The 14,048-nt window shown below is 72.3% G+C and carries 13 protein-coding genes and 1 CRISPR repeat array (1 of these 14 running past the window's edge); of the genes, 7 read left to right on the top strand and 6 right to left on the bottom strand.

Annotated elements, in window-relative coordinates:
- Positions 1 to 30: direct repeats of the CRISPR family, unit length 29 nt; unit sequence GTTGCGAGCCCTCCAGGGCTGATGACGAC; it reaches 859 nt to the left of the window's first position.
- A gap of 493 nt (positions 31 to 523) precedes the next feature.
- Complete coding sequence (locus tag JGS22_RS21970; protein ID WP_211042116.1) at positions 524 to 1,165, bottom strand: TetR/AcrR family transcriptional regulator; 642 nt, start codon at positions 1,163 to 1,165, stop codon at positions 524 to 526.
- A gap of 513 nt (positions 1,166 to 1,678) precedes the next feature.
- On the opposite strand from JGS22_RS21970, the gene JGS22_RS21965 reads away from it, so the two are divergent.
- The 4 genes from JGS22_RS21965 to JGS22_RS21950 all read left to right on the top strand — a co-directional run bounded on the left by JGS22_RS21965 (position 1,679) and on the right by JGS22_RS21950 (position 5,445).
- Complete coding sequence (locus tag JGS22_RS21965) at positions 1,679 to 2,896, top strand: cytochrome P450 (protein WP_216815107.1); 1,218 nt, start codon at positions 1,679 to 1,681, stop codon at positions 2,894 to 2,896.
- A 157-nt stretch (positions 2,897 to 3,053) separates the two neighbouring features.
- Positions 3,054 to 3,698 carry a dihydrofolate reductase family protein gene (locus tag JGS22_RS21960; protein WP_211042095.1) on the top strand — a complete coding sequence of 215 codons (645 nt, stop codon included), beginning with the start codon at positions 3,054 to 3,056 and terminating at the stop codon, positions 3,696 to 3,698.
- Positions 3,699 to 3,808: 110 nt separating this feature from the next.
- Positions 3,809 to 4,012, top strand: a complete 204-nt coding sequence (locus JGS22_RS21955; RefSeq protein ID WP_211042096.1) for a ferredoxin — start codon at positions 3,809 to 3,811, stop codon at positions 4,010 to 4,012.
- 269 nt (positions 4,013 to 4,281) lie between these two features.
- Positions 4,282 to 5,445 carry a phospholipase D-like domain-containing protein gene (locus JGS22_RS21950; protein WP_211042105.1) on the top strand — a complete coding sequence of 388 codons (1,164 nt, stop codon included), beginning with the start codon at positions 4,282 to 4,284 and terminating at the stop codon, positions 5,443 to 5,445.
- Between the two features lie 174 nt (positions 5,446 to 5,619).
- Here JGS22_RS21950 and JGS22_RS21945 read toward each other — a convergent pair whose 3' ends face one another.
- Entirely contained in the window at positions 5,620 to 6,216 is a 597-nt protein-coding gene (locus JGS22_RS21945; protein WP_211042097.1) for a hypothetical protein, read from the bottom strand.
- 347 nt (positions 6,217 to 6,563) lie between these two features.
- On the opposite strand from JGS22_RS21945, the gene JGS22_RS21940 reads away from it, so the two are divergent.
- Positions 6,564 to 7,178 carry a hypothetical protein gene (locus JGS22_RS21940; RefSeq protein WP_211042098.1) on the top strand — a complete coding sequence of 205 codons (615 nt, stop codon included), beginning with the start codon at positions 6,564 to 6,566 and terminating at the stop codon, positions 7,176 to 7,178.
- A gap of 46 nt (positions 7,179 to 7,224) precedes the next feature.
- Here the strand turns inward: JGS22_RS21940 and JGS22_RS21935 are convergent, their stop codons facing one another.
- Positions 7,225 to 8,001, bottom strand: a complete 777-nt coding sequence (locus JGS22_RS21935; RefSeq protein WP_211042099.1) for an HAD family hydrolase — start codon at positions 7,999 to 8,001, stop codon at positions 7,225 to 7,227.
- Positions 8,002 to 8,125: 124 nt separating this feature from the next.
- On the opposite strand from JGS22_RS21935, the gene JGS22_RS21930 reads away from it, so the two are divergent.
- Entirely contained in the window at positions 8,126 to 9,631 is a 1,506-nt protein-coding gene (locus tag JGS22_RS21930; protein WP_211042100.1) for an FUSC family protein, read from the top strand.
- A 384-nt stretch (positions 9,632 to 10,015) separates the two neighbouring features.
- Positions 10,016 to 11,071: a lactonase family protein gene (locus JGS22_RS21925; protein ID WP_211042101.1), complete on the top strand. Its 1,056-nt coding sequence runs from the start codon at positions 10,016 to 10,018 to the stop codon at positions 11,069 to 11,071.
- A gap of 96 nt (positions 11,072 to 11,167) precedes the next feature.
- On the opposite strand, the gene JGS22_RS21920 is transcribed toward JGS22_RS21925, so the two are convergent.
- The 3 genes from JGS22_RS21920 to JGS22_RS21910 all read right to left on the bottom strand — a co-directional run bounded on the left by JGS22_RS21920 (position 11,168) and on the right by JGS22_RS21910 (position 13,923).
- A complete protein-coding gene (locus JGS22_RS21920; protein ID WP_211042102.1) occupies positions 11,168 to 12,067 on the bottom strand; it encodes a sirohydrochlorin chelatase family protein in 900 nt (299 codons plus the stop codon).
- Positions 12,068 to 12,325: 258 nt separating this feature from the next.
- Positions 12,326 to 13,330 carry an N-acetylglucosamine kinase gene (locus JGS22_RS21915; RefSeq protein ID WP_211042103.1) on the bottom strand — a complete coding sequence of 335 codons (1,005 nt, stop codon included), beginning with the start codon at positions 13,328 to 13,330 and terminating at the stop codon, positions 12,326 to 12,328.
- Positions 13,327 to 13,923, bottom strand: coding sequence for a uracil-DNA glycosylase (locus tag JGS22_RS21910; RefSeq protein ID WP_236074274.1), 597 nt, complete (start codon positions 13,921 to 13,923; stop codon positions 13,327 to 13,329). The genes JGS22_RS21915 and JGS22_RS21910 overlap by 4 nt, the downstream gene beginning before the upstream one ends.
- Positions 13,924 to 14,048 lie beyond the last annotated feature (125 nt).

Genomic DNA, 14,048 nt, shown 5'->3' with positions numbered 1-14,048 from the left:
TGTTGCGAGCCCTCCAGGGCTGATGACGACCCGAGGGTAAAACAGCTGGCGGGAGGGGTGTAGTCGGGGTTTGTGTCGACCTTGTTTGCGGCGATCCGGCGGTGATGCATCTGTGCTGGTCACAGGCTTGAGGAGTGAGGGGCGAGTGTGGGCAAGCTTACTGGCTTGAGGCGATCAGTTGGTTTTGAAGTGGGTGAGCTCGCAGGCAGCTTCGTACCTGCAGCAGGGGACTTGGAAACCTCTCCGAACTGCTCTTCGCTGGACGAACGTGATTTCGTCGGGAACTTCGGGACTGGCTCAGCCAGGGGGGAACGACTCTCTGCCGTGCGGCTGGTAATGCCATGGCAGCGGAGGGGAACGAACGCGTTGGAGAGAGCCCTGCTTTGAGCATTCGATCGTGTTCGGGCACGGCCCAATGCAGGCGGTCTCCTTGTGCTCGAACGCCAATGCGCCTCGGCGCCGCTCATCGATCCGCTGTTGTGTCCCTGAGGGAATACTGGGGAGCGTGGGCCCGGTGGGCGGGTCAGGCGCCGGTGGTGGCGAGGGCCTGCCAGAGGGCGGTGATCGCGTCGATCAGGCCGTCGGCGGTGGTGCGCCAGCTTGTGCGGGCGGTCGGCTCGTCGTCGGCCAGGGCGCGCTCGCGCTCCGCCACCATGCAGGTGATCAAGTGGCGCGTCATCGCAGCGCGTTCGGCGTGGACCTCGGCGGGAAGGTCGGGCAGACAGCGGTTCAGACCTTCGGTGAGACGGCCCATCAAAGGTGAGGCGGCCGAGGATGCCTCGCTGGTAAGGGCGCGCAGGGCAGGGTCGCCGGTGGTCTGGGCGATGAAGCGGCCGTACCAACTGGGCGTGCCGAGCGAGTCGAGGTGCTCGGTCACCGGCCGTACGGCGAAAGCGACCCAGCCTCTGAGATCGGTGAACTCGCCTTCGGTGTCGAGCATCCGCTGACGGTTGCGCTCGATGCTCTCGGCGTGCCGGTGGGCGATGGCGCGGACCAGGTCCGCCTTGGTGCCGAAGTGGTAGCTGACGGCGGCGTTGTTGCCCTGGCCGGCGGCTTCGCTGATCTGACGGTGGGCCACCGCGTGCACTCCGCGTTCGGCGAAGAGCCGTTCCGCGGCCCGCAGCAGGGCTTCGCGTGTCGCGGCGACCTGCTCGTTCCGTGTCATGGCGGGGGTCTCCGTCGTCGGACGTGTGGTGTGGCGGCCGGGTGGGGCGGTCGAGGCTTTGGCGCGGGCGGCGGCGCCAGTTGTGGGGGAGCGCGTGCCGGGTGGATTTTACGCAGTGTGCGGGTCCTGCCCCCAGTTGGCCCCGGACGGGGGAGGTCTGGCGACGCGCTGAACTCGGCGACGTGAACAAGCCGTTGGGGCGGGTCGCGCGAGGGTGCGAGGGGCGGGCGGCGGCACGGAGGCGGGGCACGTCGGGCGCCGTGGGGCGCGCCGTACGGCCGACTGGGAACGTCGGCGGGACGTACGGAAGCGGGGCCGGAAACCGATGCGACTGCTTGACGGTGGAGCAGCTCGCTCTAGCCTTTTAAATAAATGCCTTGATTTAAAAGGGGGTTCGGCCTCCGTTCCCGTTCACGTGCCCGCTTACGCGCCCGTGCCCGCCGCCGATGCCAGAGGTGCGTCTGCGGTCGGCAGCCCAGCCCAGCCCAGCCCCAGCCCCACCGGAGGAACCGCATGACGTCCCAGGAGCACACCGTTCGGCTGCCGCTGGTCAGCGACGGGCCGCTCGATCCGCCGCAGGAGCAGGCCCGGCTGAGAGAGCAGTGCCCGGTGGCCACCGCCGTACTGCCCAGCGGCGACACCGCTGCCTATCTGACCCGTTACGCGGATGTGCGTGCGCTGCTCGCCGACAAGCGGTTCGCCAGGCCCACCGCCGAGGACGACGCCGCGCGCGTCGCACCGCCGGGCGGTGGCGGCATCGCGGCCGACGGGGCGCCGACGGTGATCCCCGCCAAGGGGGAGGGGCACCAGCGTTGGCGGCGGCTGTTGAGCCGGTACTTCACGGTCAAGCGCGTCAACCTCCTGCGGCCCGGGATGGCCGGGACCGCCCACCTCCTGGTCGACCGGATGCTCGCGCGGGGAAGTTCGGCCGATCTCAAGGCCGCCTTCGGGTTTCCGCTGCCGGTGTACGTCATCTGCGATCTGCTCGGCGCCCCCGCCGAGGACCGCGACCGGTTCTCGCACTGGTCGGACTCCTTCCTCAACGTCTCGCGCTACACCGGGGAGCAGACCGCTGTCGCGCACGAGGAGTTCACGTCGTACATGGCCGAGTTGGTCTCCGAGAAGCGCCGACGGCCCGGCGAGGACCTGCTCAGCACGCTGATCGCCGAGAGCGCGGCCGAGGGGGAGGGGATGAGCGACGAGCAGTTGGTGTTCACCGGTATGGCGCTGCTGGTCGCGGGCCACGAGACCACCGCGAACATGATCGCCAAGATGATGGCCATGTTGCTGAGCGACCGCAGCCGTTGGGAGCGCCTGCTCGCGGACCCCTCGCTGGTGCGGACGACGGCGGACGAGGCGCTGCGGTTCGACGCCAACCTGGGCGCGTTCGGGGCCCGTCGCTATCTGGACCAGGAGGTCGAGATCGGCGGCCGGACGCTGCCCGCCGGAACGACCGTCCTCTGCGACATGTCCTCCGCCAACCGGGACGCCACCGCTTTCGACAAGCCCGAGCTGATGGACCTGTCGCGCAGCCCCAACCCGCATCTGGCGTTCGGTGCGGGGCCCCACTCCTGCCTGGGCCAGTCGCTCGCCCGCACCGAGCTGCAGGTCAGTCTGGAGACGCTGCTCCAGCGCATCCCCGCACTTGAACTGGCTGTGCCGGTGGGGGAGTTGGAGAAGCTCGAAGGTCTGAGTGTCGGCGGTCTGAGTGCGCTGCCCGTGCGCTGGTAGCGGACGTACGCCGCGTTGCCCGCGTCGCGTGCAGGACGTGCACGGTGTCGCGCGCACGAACGCGGCGGTGGTTCGCACATGCCGGCGCGGCTGCGGCGATGAGTTGCCGCGGCCCGGGGAGTCTGCACACGGTCGTCCGACTGCACTGGAGGAAAACGTGGCACAGCTCCTGCGGGTCCAGAACTTCACCGTCTCCCGCGACGGGATCGGCGCCGGTGCGGATCAGAGCCTGGACCGGCCGTTCGGACATGTCGATCCGGCGCAGCTCTTCACCTGGGCGAGCGCCACGGCGAGCTGGCCGGGGCGCACCGAGCCCGGCGGGAGCAGAGGGCTGGACGACTGCTTCACGCGGGACTTCGCCTGCGGCATCGGCGCCGAGATCATGGGACGCAACAAGTTCGGGCCGCAGCGAGGGCCGTGGCAGGACCACCAGTGGCACGGCTGGTGGGGCGACGAACCTCCCTTCCACACACCGGTGTTCGTCATGACCCACCATCCGCGGCCCTCGTTCACGCTCGGCGACACCACGTTCCACTTCGTCGGCGGCGAACCGGCGGCTGTACTGGAGCGGGCGCGGGAGGCTGCCGAGGGCCGGGACGTACGGCTCGGCGGCGGAGTCGCGACCGTGCGGGAGTTCCTGGACGCCGATCTCGTCGACACCCTGCATGTGGCGGTCGCGCCACTGGACCTGGGGTCGGGGCTGCGTCTGTGGGAGTCGCCGGAGCAGCTTCTCGACCGTTTCCACCTTGAGGTGGTGCCCAGCCCGAGCGGAGTGGCACACCACCTCTTCTGGCGGAAGTGACGGCGGGCGCCACCGCCGTCGGCAGTCGTACGGCGGTGTCCAGGCCGGGCGCGACGGGAGCAGGCCGTTGCCCGTACACAACCAGTAGGACCACGAAGGGAGTCGACGCAATGAAGGTCACCGTCGAGGAGGACAGGTGCTGCGGCGCCGGCAGCTGCGTCCTGGTGGCGCCCGAGGTCTTCGACCAGCGGGAGGACGACGGCATCGTCCTCGTACTCGACGAGCGTCCGCCGGCCGAGCGGCACCGGGCGGTGCGCGAGGCGGTCGCCGTCTGCCCCACCTCGACGATCTCGGTGGCGGAGGTCGCGCGGTAGCGGGGCCGCGGCGGGCACCTCGGGATCGGCGGCGCCACGCTCCGACGGACTTGCCGCGGGCGCGGGCGGATTCGCGGCTTTCGGCGTGCGGTCGGGGCAGCGCGGTGAAGAAGAACGAGCGCTGAGCCTCTGCTGTCACCCGTCCTCCGGCGATCCCCCTGCCGAGCCGAGGCGGTGCTCCGTTCTGCCGGAGGGGACCGTATGGTCCCTCCATGAGCGTTGTGCAGCAGCCCTCCCCTCCCGATGACGCCGAACCGGGCCCCTCGGCCATGGACGTCGGGAAGCGGAAGCAGGAGATTCGCAGACGTCTGGAACGGCTGATCGGCATCGCCGCGACAGAAGGCAACGACCTGCGCGTACTGCGCAACGGTGACGAGATCTTCCCCGCGATGCTCGGAGCGATCCGGTCGGCGCGGTACACGATCGACATGATGACGTTCGTCTACTGGCGCGGTGAGATCGCCCGGGACTTCGCCACCGCCCTCTCCGAACGAGCCCGGCAGGGCGTACGCGTGCGACTGCTGCTGGACGGGTTCGGCAGCAGCCCGATCCAGCAGAACCTGCTAGACGAGATGGCCGCCGCGGGCGTGCAGGTGGTGTGGTTCCGCAAGCCGATGTGGGTCTCCCCGCTCAAGCAGAACCATCGCTGCCACCGGAAGGCCCTCGTGGTCGACGAGCACACGGCCTTCACCGGAGGGGTGGGCATCGCCGAGGAATGGTGCGGGGACGCACGTCATCCGGGAGAGTGGCGCGACACCCACATCCAGGTGCGCGGACCCGCGGTCGACGGCATCACGGCCGCCTTCGCCCAGAACTGGGCAGAGTGCCATCAGGAACTCTTCGACGCCAACGACCGCTTCATCGAACACGACACGACCGGTCGGTCCGTGGTCCAGGTCGTCCGCGGCTCGGCGAGCTTCGGCTGGCAGGACATGCAGACCCTGCTGCGTGTCGTCCTCGAGTCGGCGCGGGACCGGGTGCGCGTGTCGACCGCGTACTTCACCCCGGACGACTTCTTCGTTGAGCTGCTGTGCCGAGCAGCTCGCCGTGGGGTCGAGGTCGAGATCCTCATCCCCGGCCCGCACACGGACAAACGCGTCTCGCAGCTGGGTGGCCGCCGCTCCTACGAGGATCTGCTCGACGCGGGAGTCCGGCTCGCCGAGTACCAGCCGACCATGCTGCACACCAAGGTCCTGACCATCGACGGCATCGTCTCCCTGGTGGGTTCCACCAACTTCAACCGCCGCTCGCTCGAGCACGACGAGGAGGTCATGCTCGCGGTGGTGGACGAGACGTTCACCGCGACGCTGGACGAGCACTACACCGAGGACTGGCAGGGCGGCGACCTCATCACCCCTGGACGCTGGAAGCGCAGGCCCTTGCAGCAGCGCCTGGGAGAAGCCGCCGTACGTCCCATCCGCCGCTTCCTGTGAACCACCCGGCGCGGAGCCTCCCGCGCGGGGTTCCGGGCCTCTGAACCCGGCCGTCGGCGGCGAGCGCTCCGACGCGGGGCCCGAGCCCGCGTGCGTCCCGGCCCGGTGGGCGGGGTGCGCGGCAGGCGGCGTCCAACGGGCTTTCGCCTCAGGGGTGTTGACGGGCCGGAGCGGTCAGTAGGGCTTCTTCCTGCCGACCGTGTGGCCGGTCAGGAAGCAGATGCCGCCCGCGAGAGCGAGGCCTATCAGTGCGACTCCGCCGCTCAGGCGCTCCCACCAGAACTCCGCCGGCGCCCCGGCGTCGTGCTCCAGCATCGCTTCGAGCAGCTCGGTGCCGCCCGCCTCCAGGATGACGGCGACGTAGCCGTTGGTCACCGCGAAGAAGGTCGCGGCGGTGGCGATGATCGCGCCGCCGATGTGCGAACCGGTGCTGCGGCCCGCGATGTTGCCGGTGGTCAGACCGATCAGCACGGCGAGCGTCGCCGCCAGGCCGAGGTAAGTGATCTGCAGGCTGTCGCGGGAGAGGTCCTCGTAGCTGATGATGAGGAAGAGTGCGTAGCCGCCCATCAGCGCACCCGCGATGATCAGGGAGAAGAGGAAGGCCTTGCCGCCGTTCGCGCGCGGGGGCGGCGGCGGGAAGCCGGGGTGGCGGTAGCCGCCGTAGCCCGGCCCCATCGGCTGCTGGGGCGGGTAGGGGCCCGGGTAGCCGTAGCCGGGCGGGGGCTGCGGCGGTCCGTACTGGTTGGGCTGCGGCTGCCAGGGCTGGCTCATTGGTCCCCCGATGGTGGAGTGCGCGCGAAGTCGTGCGAAGCGTGGTGGGTGAGCGTCAAAAGTACCAAGACCGCACCTGCGCGGGGAGGCCGATGCCGACGTCCGGGATCGGGCGGCGGGGGCCCAACCTCCCCTGAAACAGCCCCGCTACGGCTGTGCAACAGCTTGTGCCGAAGCCTTTCGCGGACCGGGGGTCGCGCGGACGTCATCCCTTAGGGTGCTTGTGGTGTGCAGCAGTTGCCACCGCGCGGTCGCCAACTGGCCGTCGTCGCACAGCGCGTGCCACATTCGTGAACGTCTGAACCTGCGCCCGCCGACCCGCGGCGCAGCACTCCGGGGGATCAGCAATGCGTATTCGCCACGCCATCGGTGCCACCTCGCTCAGTCTCGCCGTCGTCGCCGCGCTCTCCGGCTGCGCCGCCGACGACCCCAAGGACAAGGCGTTCGGCGGCGGCGGCGATCTGCCGAAGGCGCCGTCGACGCTCCCGACGCTGCCCATGCCCTCGCTCGACCCCTCCCTGCGGCCCGACGCCACCGGCGGCTCCTCGGGCGGCCTGTCCTCCGGCGGTTCCTCGGGCGGTACGGGCGGCTACTCCTCGGGCGGTTCCTCGGGCGGTACGGGCGGCCCCTCCGCCCCGCCCACCTACAACCCCAACGCCACCGGCGAGGTCGTCGGCGGGGTCTGCAAGTACGACCGCAACTCCGGCCGGATGACGTACGAGGTGGACATCCAGAACGCCTCGAACGAGCAGTCCTTCCGCTACAGCTTCAGCGTCGTCTTCAAGGTCGGCACCAGTGCCAGTTCCACGGTCGCGACGCGGAACATCGCCACCCGGCCGAACTCGGTGACGGTCAACGCCGGCGGCAAGCGCTCCGTCAACTCGTACACGACGTACACCAACAACGAGCGCTTCGTGTACTCCTGCCAGCTCCTCTCCCCGCGCAAGTACCTGAGCCGCTGAGCCGTCAGCGGCCCTCTCCGCCCCTTGGCGGGCCTCGGTGGCGCGTTCAGTCCTGCCGCAGCAGCCACTCGTACGCGCGGTCGGGGTCGAACTCCGGCTGCCCGCCGGGAAACACCAGCTCCTGAAAGCTCTCCCGCACACCACCGCCCGGCGCCCGGCCGCCCGGGACCGCACCCTCTGCCGGGCCGCCCGGGGCCCCGCTCTCCGGCGCCGCGGCGTCCGAGCCGTCTGCTCCCGGTCCCTGCGCCGTGTACGGGACGACGATCCTCCGCATCCCCGCGCTGCGGGCCGCCTGCACACCCGGTACCGCGTCCTCCACCGCCGCACACCGCGCCGGCCGGACGTCCAGCCGTCTCGCCGCCTCCTCGAAGACGTCGGGGGCCGGTTTGCCGCGGCCCACCTCCTCGGCCGAGACGAACCGGGGCAGCAGCGGGAGCAGACCGGTGCCCCGGAGCACGGCCTCGATGGCGCTCAACGAGGAGCCCGAGGCGACGATCAGCGGATGGCCCGCCTCGTGCAACCGCTCCAGCAGCGTCCGCATCCCGGGGAAGACGGCGGTGCCGCCCCGGGCGAGGTCGAGGTAGATCTCGTTCTTCTCCCGCAGCAACTGCTCGACGGGCGCGGCGAGACGGTGTCGCAGCCGCAGTGTGGCGAGTGTCTCGCGGGTGCTGATGCCGACGAACTCCTGGTGCTCGCGCCAGGTGAAGTCCGCCACCCCGTGCCGGGCCAGGACGAGCCGTCCGGCCTCGTAATAGTGGGGTTCGCTGTCCACGAGGGTGCCGTCCAGGTCGAAGATCACCGCAGGGGTGGGGGAGTGCGCCATGCGCTCAAGGATGCCAATCCGGGCGGTCGGGAGGGGAGAGGGATTTTGCTGTAGCCGACAAGCGGTGCTTTCCTCTTGCTGTATCAGGATGTGGACCGGGAGGCGTGGGTCAGTTGTGAAGCGGATGTTCGTGGCACCCGACCCGGGCAGGGTCCGGCTTCGCACCTCGCTGCGCGCGGTGGCGGGCGTGGGACTCGCGGTGGCGGCGACGCTGCCGTGGGTCGGCCTGGAGTCGGCCGTCGTCGCCGGTGTCGCCGCGCTGTTGGCGCTCTTCACGGTGAACGACCCGACCGTACGGTCCCAGGCGCTCACCACCGTGCTGCTGCCGCCGGTGGGGCTCGCCTCCCTCGCGCTGGCCGCCTCGCTCCACGACCAACCGCTGCTGCGCGACGGCGCCTTCCTCGTGGTCGTCTTCCTCACGGTGTACGCCCGCAGATTCGGTCCGCGGGGCAACGCGGTCGGCATCTTCGCGTTCATGATGTTCTTCGTCGCGCAGTTCCTGCGGGCCGCGCCCGCGGACCTGGCCGCGCTCTGCGTGGCCGTGCCGACCGCGCTGGCCGCGACCTCCCTGGTGCGGTTCGGGCTCTGGTGCGTGGAGCGCGGACGACCGCTGCCGCCCGTACCCTCGCCGCTGTCCGGCCGCGGGCTGCGCCGCCCGACCACCAGGCAGGCGTTCCAGGCGCTGGTGGCCTGCGCGCTGGCGCTCGCCGCCGGCCAGGCGCTCTCCCAGGAGCGGTGGTACTGGGCGGTCGGCGCCGCCTGGTGGATCTTCGTCAACACCTCCTCGCGCGGCGAGACGCTGGTGCGCGGGTTCCGCCGGTTCCTCGGCACCGCCTGCGGCGTTGTCGCGGGGCTGCTGGTGGCGCTCCCGGTCGACGGCGCCCCGGTGCCGACGGTGCTGGTGGTCGCCGTCTGCGTCTTCGGGATCTTCTACACGGCGGCGGTCTCCTACAGCTGGATGATGTTCTTCGTGACGCTGATGGTCAGCGTTCTGTACGGGCTGCTGGGCGCGCTGCACGCGGGGCTGCTGGCGCTGCGGGTGGTGGAGACGACCGTCGGGGCGCTGGCCGCGGTGCTGGCGGTGGCGTGCGTACTGCCGGTCACCACCCACCTGACCACCCACGCCTGGATCCACCGCGCCCTGCGGTGCATGCAGCGCTGCACCGCCGAGGCCGCCGCGCGTCTTTCCGGCGACGAGGAGGCCGCGCCGGCCGCCCGGGCCGCCGAGCTGGAGGTGCTGCTCGGACGCGCTCGGCTCTCCCTCGCGCCGCTCGTCCACCCGCTCAACCCGCTGTGCGCCCGCAAGGAGCGGGCCCGTCAGGTCCTGGCGCTGCTGGACGACTGCGCCCGGCAGGTGCACGGGCTGGCCGAGGTCGCCGCCGACCCGTCGGCCTCGCACGACGCCCGGCTGATGGCCGCCTGCTGGCGGGTGGAGGCCGCGGTGCAGGATCTGGTGCGCGAGGGCGACCGCGCGGTGGCGCTGGTGCGCCCGACGTGGCTCGCCGGCGTACCGCAGCAACACCCCGGCGCGGACCGCGCGCTGGTGCATCTGCGGGACCTGGAGTCCGCGCTGGCCGGCCTCGCGGCGCCGCTGCACAGCGAGCCGGGCGCCCCGCTGCCGCAGCGCTGAGCGGAGTCGTACCGAAGGCCCCGAAGGTCGCGTCCGGCGCGGTCGGTGCGCACCGCTGCGAGCAGCAGGGCGCCATACGAAGCCGGTGCCGCCGACATCCCGCGAGCCGTCCGGACGGGTATCGTCCGCGCCGCCGGAGGGCACTGTGCGGGCCGTCGCCCCGTACGGCCGGAGTCGGCCGGGCGCGTCACCTCGGCGCGGCGCCCGCGCAGCCGCCCGCCGCGCGACAGCTTCCGGACGGTTTCGCGGGCGCGTATGTCTGGGGCATGGTCCAGACCAACTGCTACGGTCGGCTGAGCCGCGACCCGCGCCCCGTACCGCGTCCACGCCGTACGGAGGGTCGCGGGGCAGTGCGGTAGCAGGGCTCGAGGAGAGGCGGCAGTCGTGGCCGGCACGGGGAACGGGCAGTGGGCTTACTTCGGATCGTTCACCAAGGACGGCGGGCGGGGCGTCACCACCGCGGCCGTCGACACCGACAGCGGGGCGCTGACAGTGCGGGGGCACTGCGACGAGGTGGTGAACCCCTCCTACCTCACCCTGGCCCCGGGCTCGGCGTTCCTGTACGCGGTCAGTGAGCAGGAGGAGGGGGCGGTCGCCGCTTTCTCGCTCGCCGAGCCGGGCAGCCCGCGGCTGCTCGGTGACGGGCCGGTGTCGGTCGGGGCGAGCGGACCCACCCATCTGACCGTTGCGGCGGGGCAGTTGTTCACCGCCAACTACACCTCGGGCAGCGTCACCGCGCTGGCGGTGCGCAGCGACGGCAGCGTGGGCGGGGCGGAGCCCGAGGTGCGCCCGCACCGCGGCAGCGGACCGGACCCCGACCGCCAGGCGGGGCCGCACGCGCACGCGGTGGTCGCCGATCCGCGCTGGCACTGGTTGCTCTCCACCGACCTCGGTACGGACTCGGTGTGGGTCTACCGCCTCGACCACACCGGAGCCGCCCTGATCCCGCACGGGCAGGCGGAGCTCACCGCCGGCAGCGGCCCGCGCCATCCGGCCTTCCACCCGGCGGGCGAAGTGGTGTACGTGGTCAGCGAGTTGGGCTCCACCCTGACCGGCTGCCGCTGGGACGGCGAGAGCGGCACGCTGCGGCCGGTCCGCTCGGTGAGCACCCGCGCGCCCGGTGCCCAGGGCGAGAACTACCCCTCGGCGCTGACGCTCTCGGCCGACGGAAGCACCGCCTGGGTCGCCAACCGCGGCGACGACACCATCGCCGTCTTCCGCCTCGAGGCCGAAGAGGGCAGCGCGGAGCTGGTCGAAACTGTCTCCTGCGGCGGGCGGTGGCCCCGGGACCTGGTGCTCGGGCCGGGCGGACGTCACCTCTACGCCGCCAACGAGGTTTCCGGCGAAGTGGTCTGGTTCGATCTCGACCCCGTGACGGGCGTACCGACGCCGGCCGGCGCGGTGCCTGCGCCCGCGGTCAGCTGCGTCGTGTTCGGCTGATCCGCCGCCCGGCCCGCCCGGACGTGGCAGTGCCCCCGAACCCCCGGATCGCTCCGAGGGGTTCGGGGGCACTGTCGTACGCGCGGCGCGAGTGTCTCAGCGCAGCACGGCACCCTGCTGCTGTCCGGGACCCGCGATGCCGGCCTTGGCGCCGTAGGCGGAGGCGACGAGCTTGCCGATCGCCGGGTAGGCGCCGAGCGGCTCGGCGGTCTGACATCCGGCCTCCTGCGCGGCGGAGGCGAGCAACCCCTCCGGGACCTCCGGGCCGATGAGGCACGGAGCCAGCGCGAGGTGCTGCGAGCCCGAGGAGGTCAACTGCTCGGCGGTACGGGCGATCGCGCCCTCCTCGTCGAGCGGCGCGGCCAGCACCGGAACCGCGAGGCGGGCTGCGAGCAGCATGCCGGTGATGCCGGCGACCTGGACGGCCTCCTCGCCGCCCACGGTGGCCAGGATGATGCCGTCGGCGGCGGTGGCCACGGTGAACAGCCGAGCCCGGTCGGCCCGGGCGAGACCGGCCTCGGAGAGCCGGACGTGCACGCCCTCGGCCAGCAGGGGGTGCGGGCCGAGCACATCGGTCAGCTCCGCGCCCGAACCGCTGTTGAGCACCGCCTGACGCACCCGCCGCATCAGCGCGGCGTCCGGCCCCGCAAGCAGCGGAATGACGATCGCGGCCGGTGACTGCTCCGCGTCCACCCCGGCGGCGGCGCGCTCCGCCGCGATCTGCGCCAGCACGTTCTCCAGTGCGGGGAACTCCTCGTCCTGGCCGTCGACATAGCCGATCCTGGCGTCCATGCCCGGCAGTTCCGAGCGGGCTATGCTCAGGATCTCCTCGGCCAGGCTCCGGACCGCACCGCTGGGCGCACCGGGTACGGCGAGCACCAGGGCGGGAGCGCCGTCGGGGGCGACGACGGGCTCGGGGCGGCGGTGTCGTCCCGACTGTCGGGGGCGAGGCATTCGGACGGGCAGGCCATTGTCGGGGCCGGTAGAGGAGCTCATGGCGCCGCATGCTAATGCCTTGATGGCTCCCGCATGTGGTCCGGGGGTGTTAAAGGGGCCTCTGTCCCGTTATCTCCCGCGTGGCGGACGGCAGTCGGAGCCTGCGTTTTGGTGGGTCCGCCCAAGTGGTTCACCGAGGTCACTGCCGCTGTGGTCGGTGTTGGTGTGGTCAGTGCAGCCTGTGGCCGGTACCGAGTGGCCGGCACCGTGGTGCCGCCGCAGCGCTGACGGCGGCACCGTGGGCACGCTCCGGACGGCTCAGAACACGCTCAACAGCCGGCCGTCGACCGGCAGCCGCAGCCGCCCCTCCGGCAGCGCGGCGGCGAGACGCAGGGCACCGGCGAGCGGCTGTCCCTCGGCGCGGCTCACCGCGGTGTCCGGCAGCCGTTCGGCGAGCTGCCGCAGCAGCGGCGCGGTCAACGCCTCGCCGAGCTCCAACAGCCCGCCCGTCAGGGCGAGTCGAGCCGAGGGCAGGGCGGGCATCGCGGCCACGGCGGAGACCGCGATCTCCTCGGCGGCGCCGGACATGATCGAGATCGCCCGGGGATCCCCGGACGCGGCGAGATCGGCGACGTCCGGGGCGAAGGAGGCCAGCACTGCGGGCCGGTCCGTACGGGGGTAGAGCTGCCCCGGCAGCTCGCCGGCCGGGCCGAAGCGCCGCTCGGCGCGGGCGAGCAGGGCGGCGCTGCCGCCGGTCCTCCCGTCGTGCGCGCGCATCGCGCACTCCAGGCCCGCCCGGCCGATCCATGCGCCGCCGCCGCAGTCCCCGAGGAGGTGGCCCCAGCCGTCGGCCCGGCGCCACTGCCGCAGGTCGGTGCCGAGCGCCATCATCCCGGTGCCCGCAGCGACGACCGCGCCGGGCTCCTCGCCGAGGGCCGCCGCGTAGCCCGCCACCGTGTCGGCGGCGAGCGCCAAGCGCACGACGCCCAACTCCCGCCGCAGGGCGCCGGGCAGCGTTCCGCGCAGCCCGTCGCCGAGGGTCGCCATCCCCGCGGCGCCGATGCACACCGCTTCCGGACGCTCGGCTCCCGCCTCGGCCAGCAGTCCGCGCGCGGACGGCAGCAGCCGGTCGAGCAGCTGGGCGCTGTCGATGCCGTCGGAGCCGGTGCGCAGCGGCTCGAACCGGTGGACTCGACCGACCGGCTCCGGCGCCCGTGCGGGGGTGCCGCCGGAGCGGGCCCCGGTGCCCGTCTCGGCGCGCGCCAGGGCGATCCGCAGCCCGGACCCTCCCGAGTCCACTCCGAGGACCCAGGAGGCGCTCACGGGAGCCGCCAGTCGACCGGCTGGGCGCCCTGGCCGCTCAGCAGTTCGTTGACTCGGCTGAACGGACGCGAGCCGAAGAAACCCCGGTCCGCGGACATCGGGGAGGGGTGGGCGGACTCCACGCACGGAACACCGCCCAGCAGCGGCCGGAGATTGCGTGCGTCCCGGCCCCAGAGCACCGCCACCAACGGAGTGCCCCGGCCTGCGAGCGCCCTGATTGCCTGCTCGGTGACCTGCTCCCAACCCTTGCCGCGATGGGCGGCGGGCTTGCGCGGGGCAGTGGTGAGCGCCCTGTTGAGCAACAGCACGCCCTGACCTGCCCAGGGCGTCAGATCGCCGCTGGAGGGCCTGGGCGTGCCCAGGTCCGTGTGCATCTCGCGGAAGATGTTCTCCAGGCTCCCGGGCAGCGGTCTCACCTCCGGCGCCACCGCGAACGACAGCCCGACCGCGTGCCCCGGGGTGGGGTACGGGTCCTGGCCGACGATCAGGACCCGGACATCCTGGAAGGGCTGCTGGAACGCGCGCAGTACGTGCTCGCCCGCGGGCAGATAGGTACGGCCCTGGGCGATCTCGGCGCGCAGGAAGTCGCCCATCACGGCGATCTGCCCGGCCACCGGCTCCAGCGCTTTGGCCCAGCCGGGCTCGACTGGCGGCTACCGTTAGCGCCTCCTGGGTCCTCGGAGTGGACTCGGGAGGGTCCGGGCTGCCCCACGAGCCG

The organism is Streptomyces tardus, from assembly GCF_018101125.2.
GTDB classification, from domain to species: domain Bacteria; phylum Actinomycetota; class Actinomycetes; order Streptomycetales; family Streptomycetaceae; genus Streptomyces; species Streptomyces tardus.
Note: the sequence above shows the minus strand (reverse complement) of the source record. Positions and strands in the feature narration are given on the sequence as shown.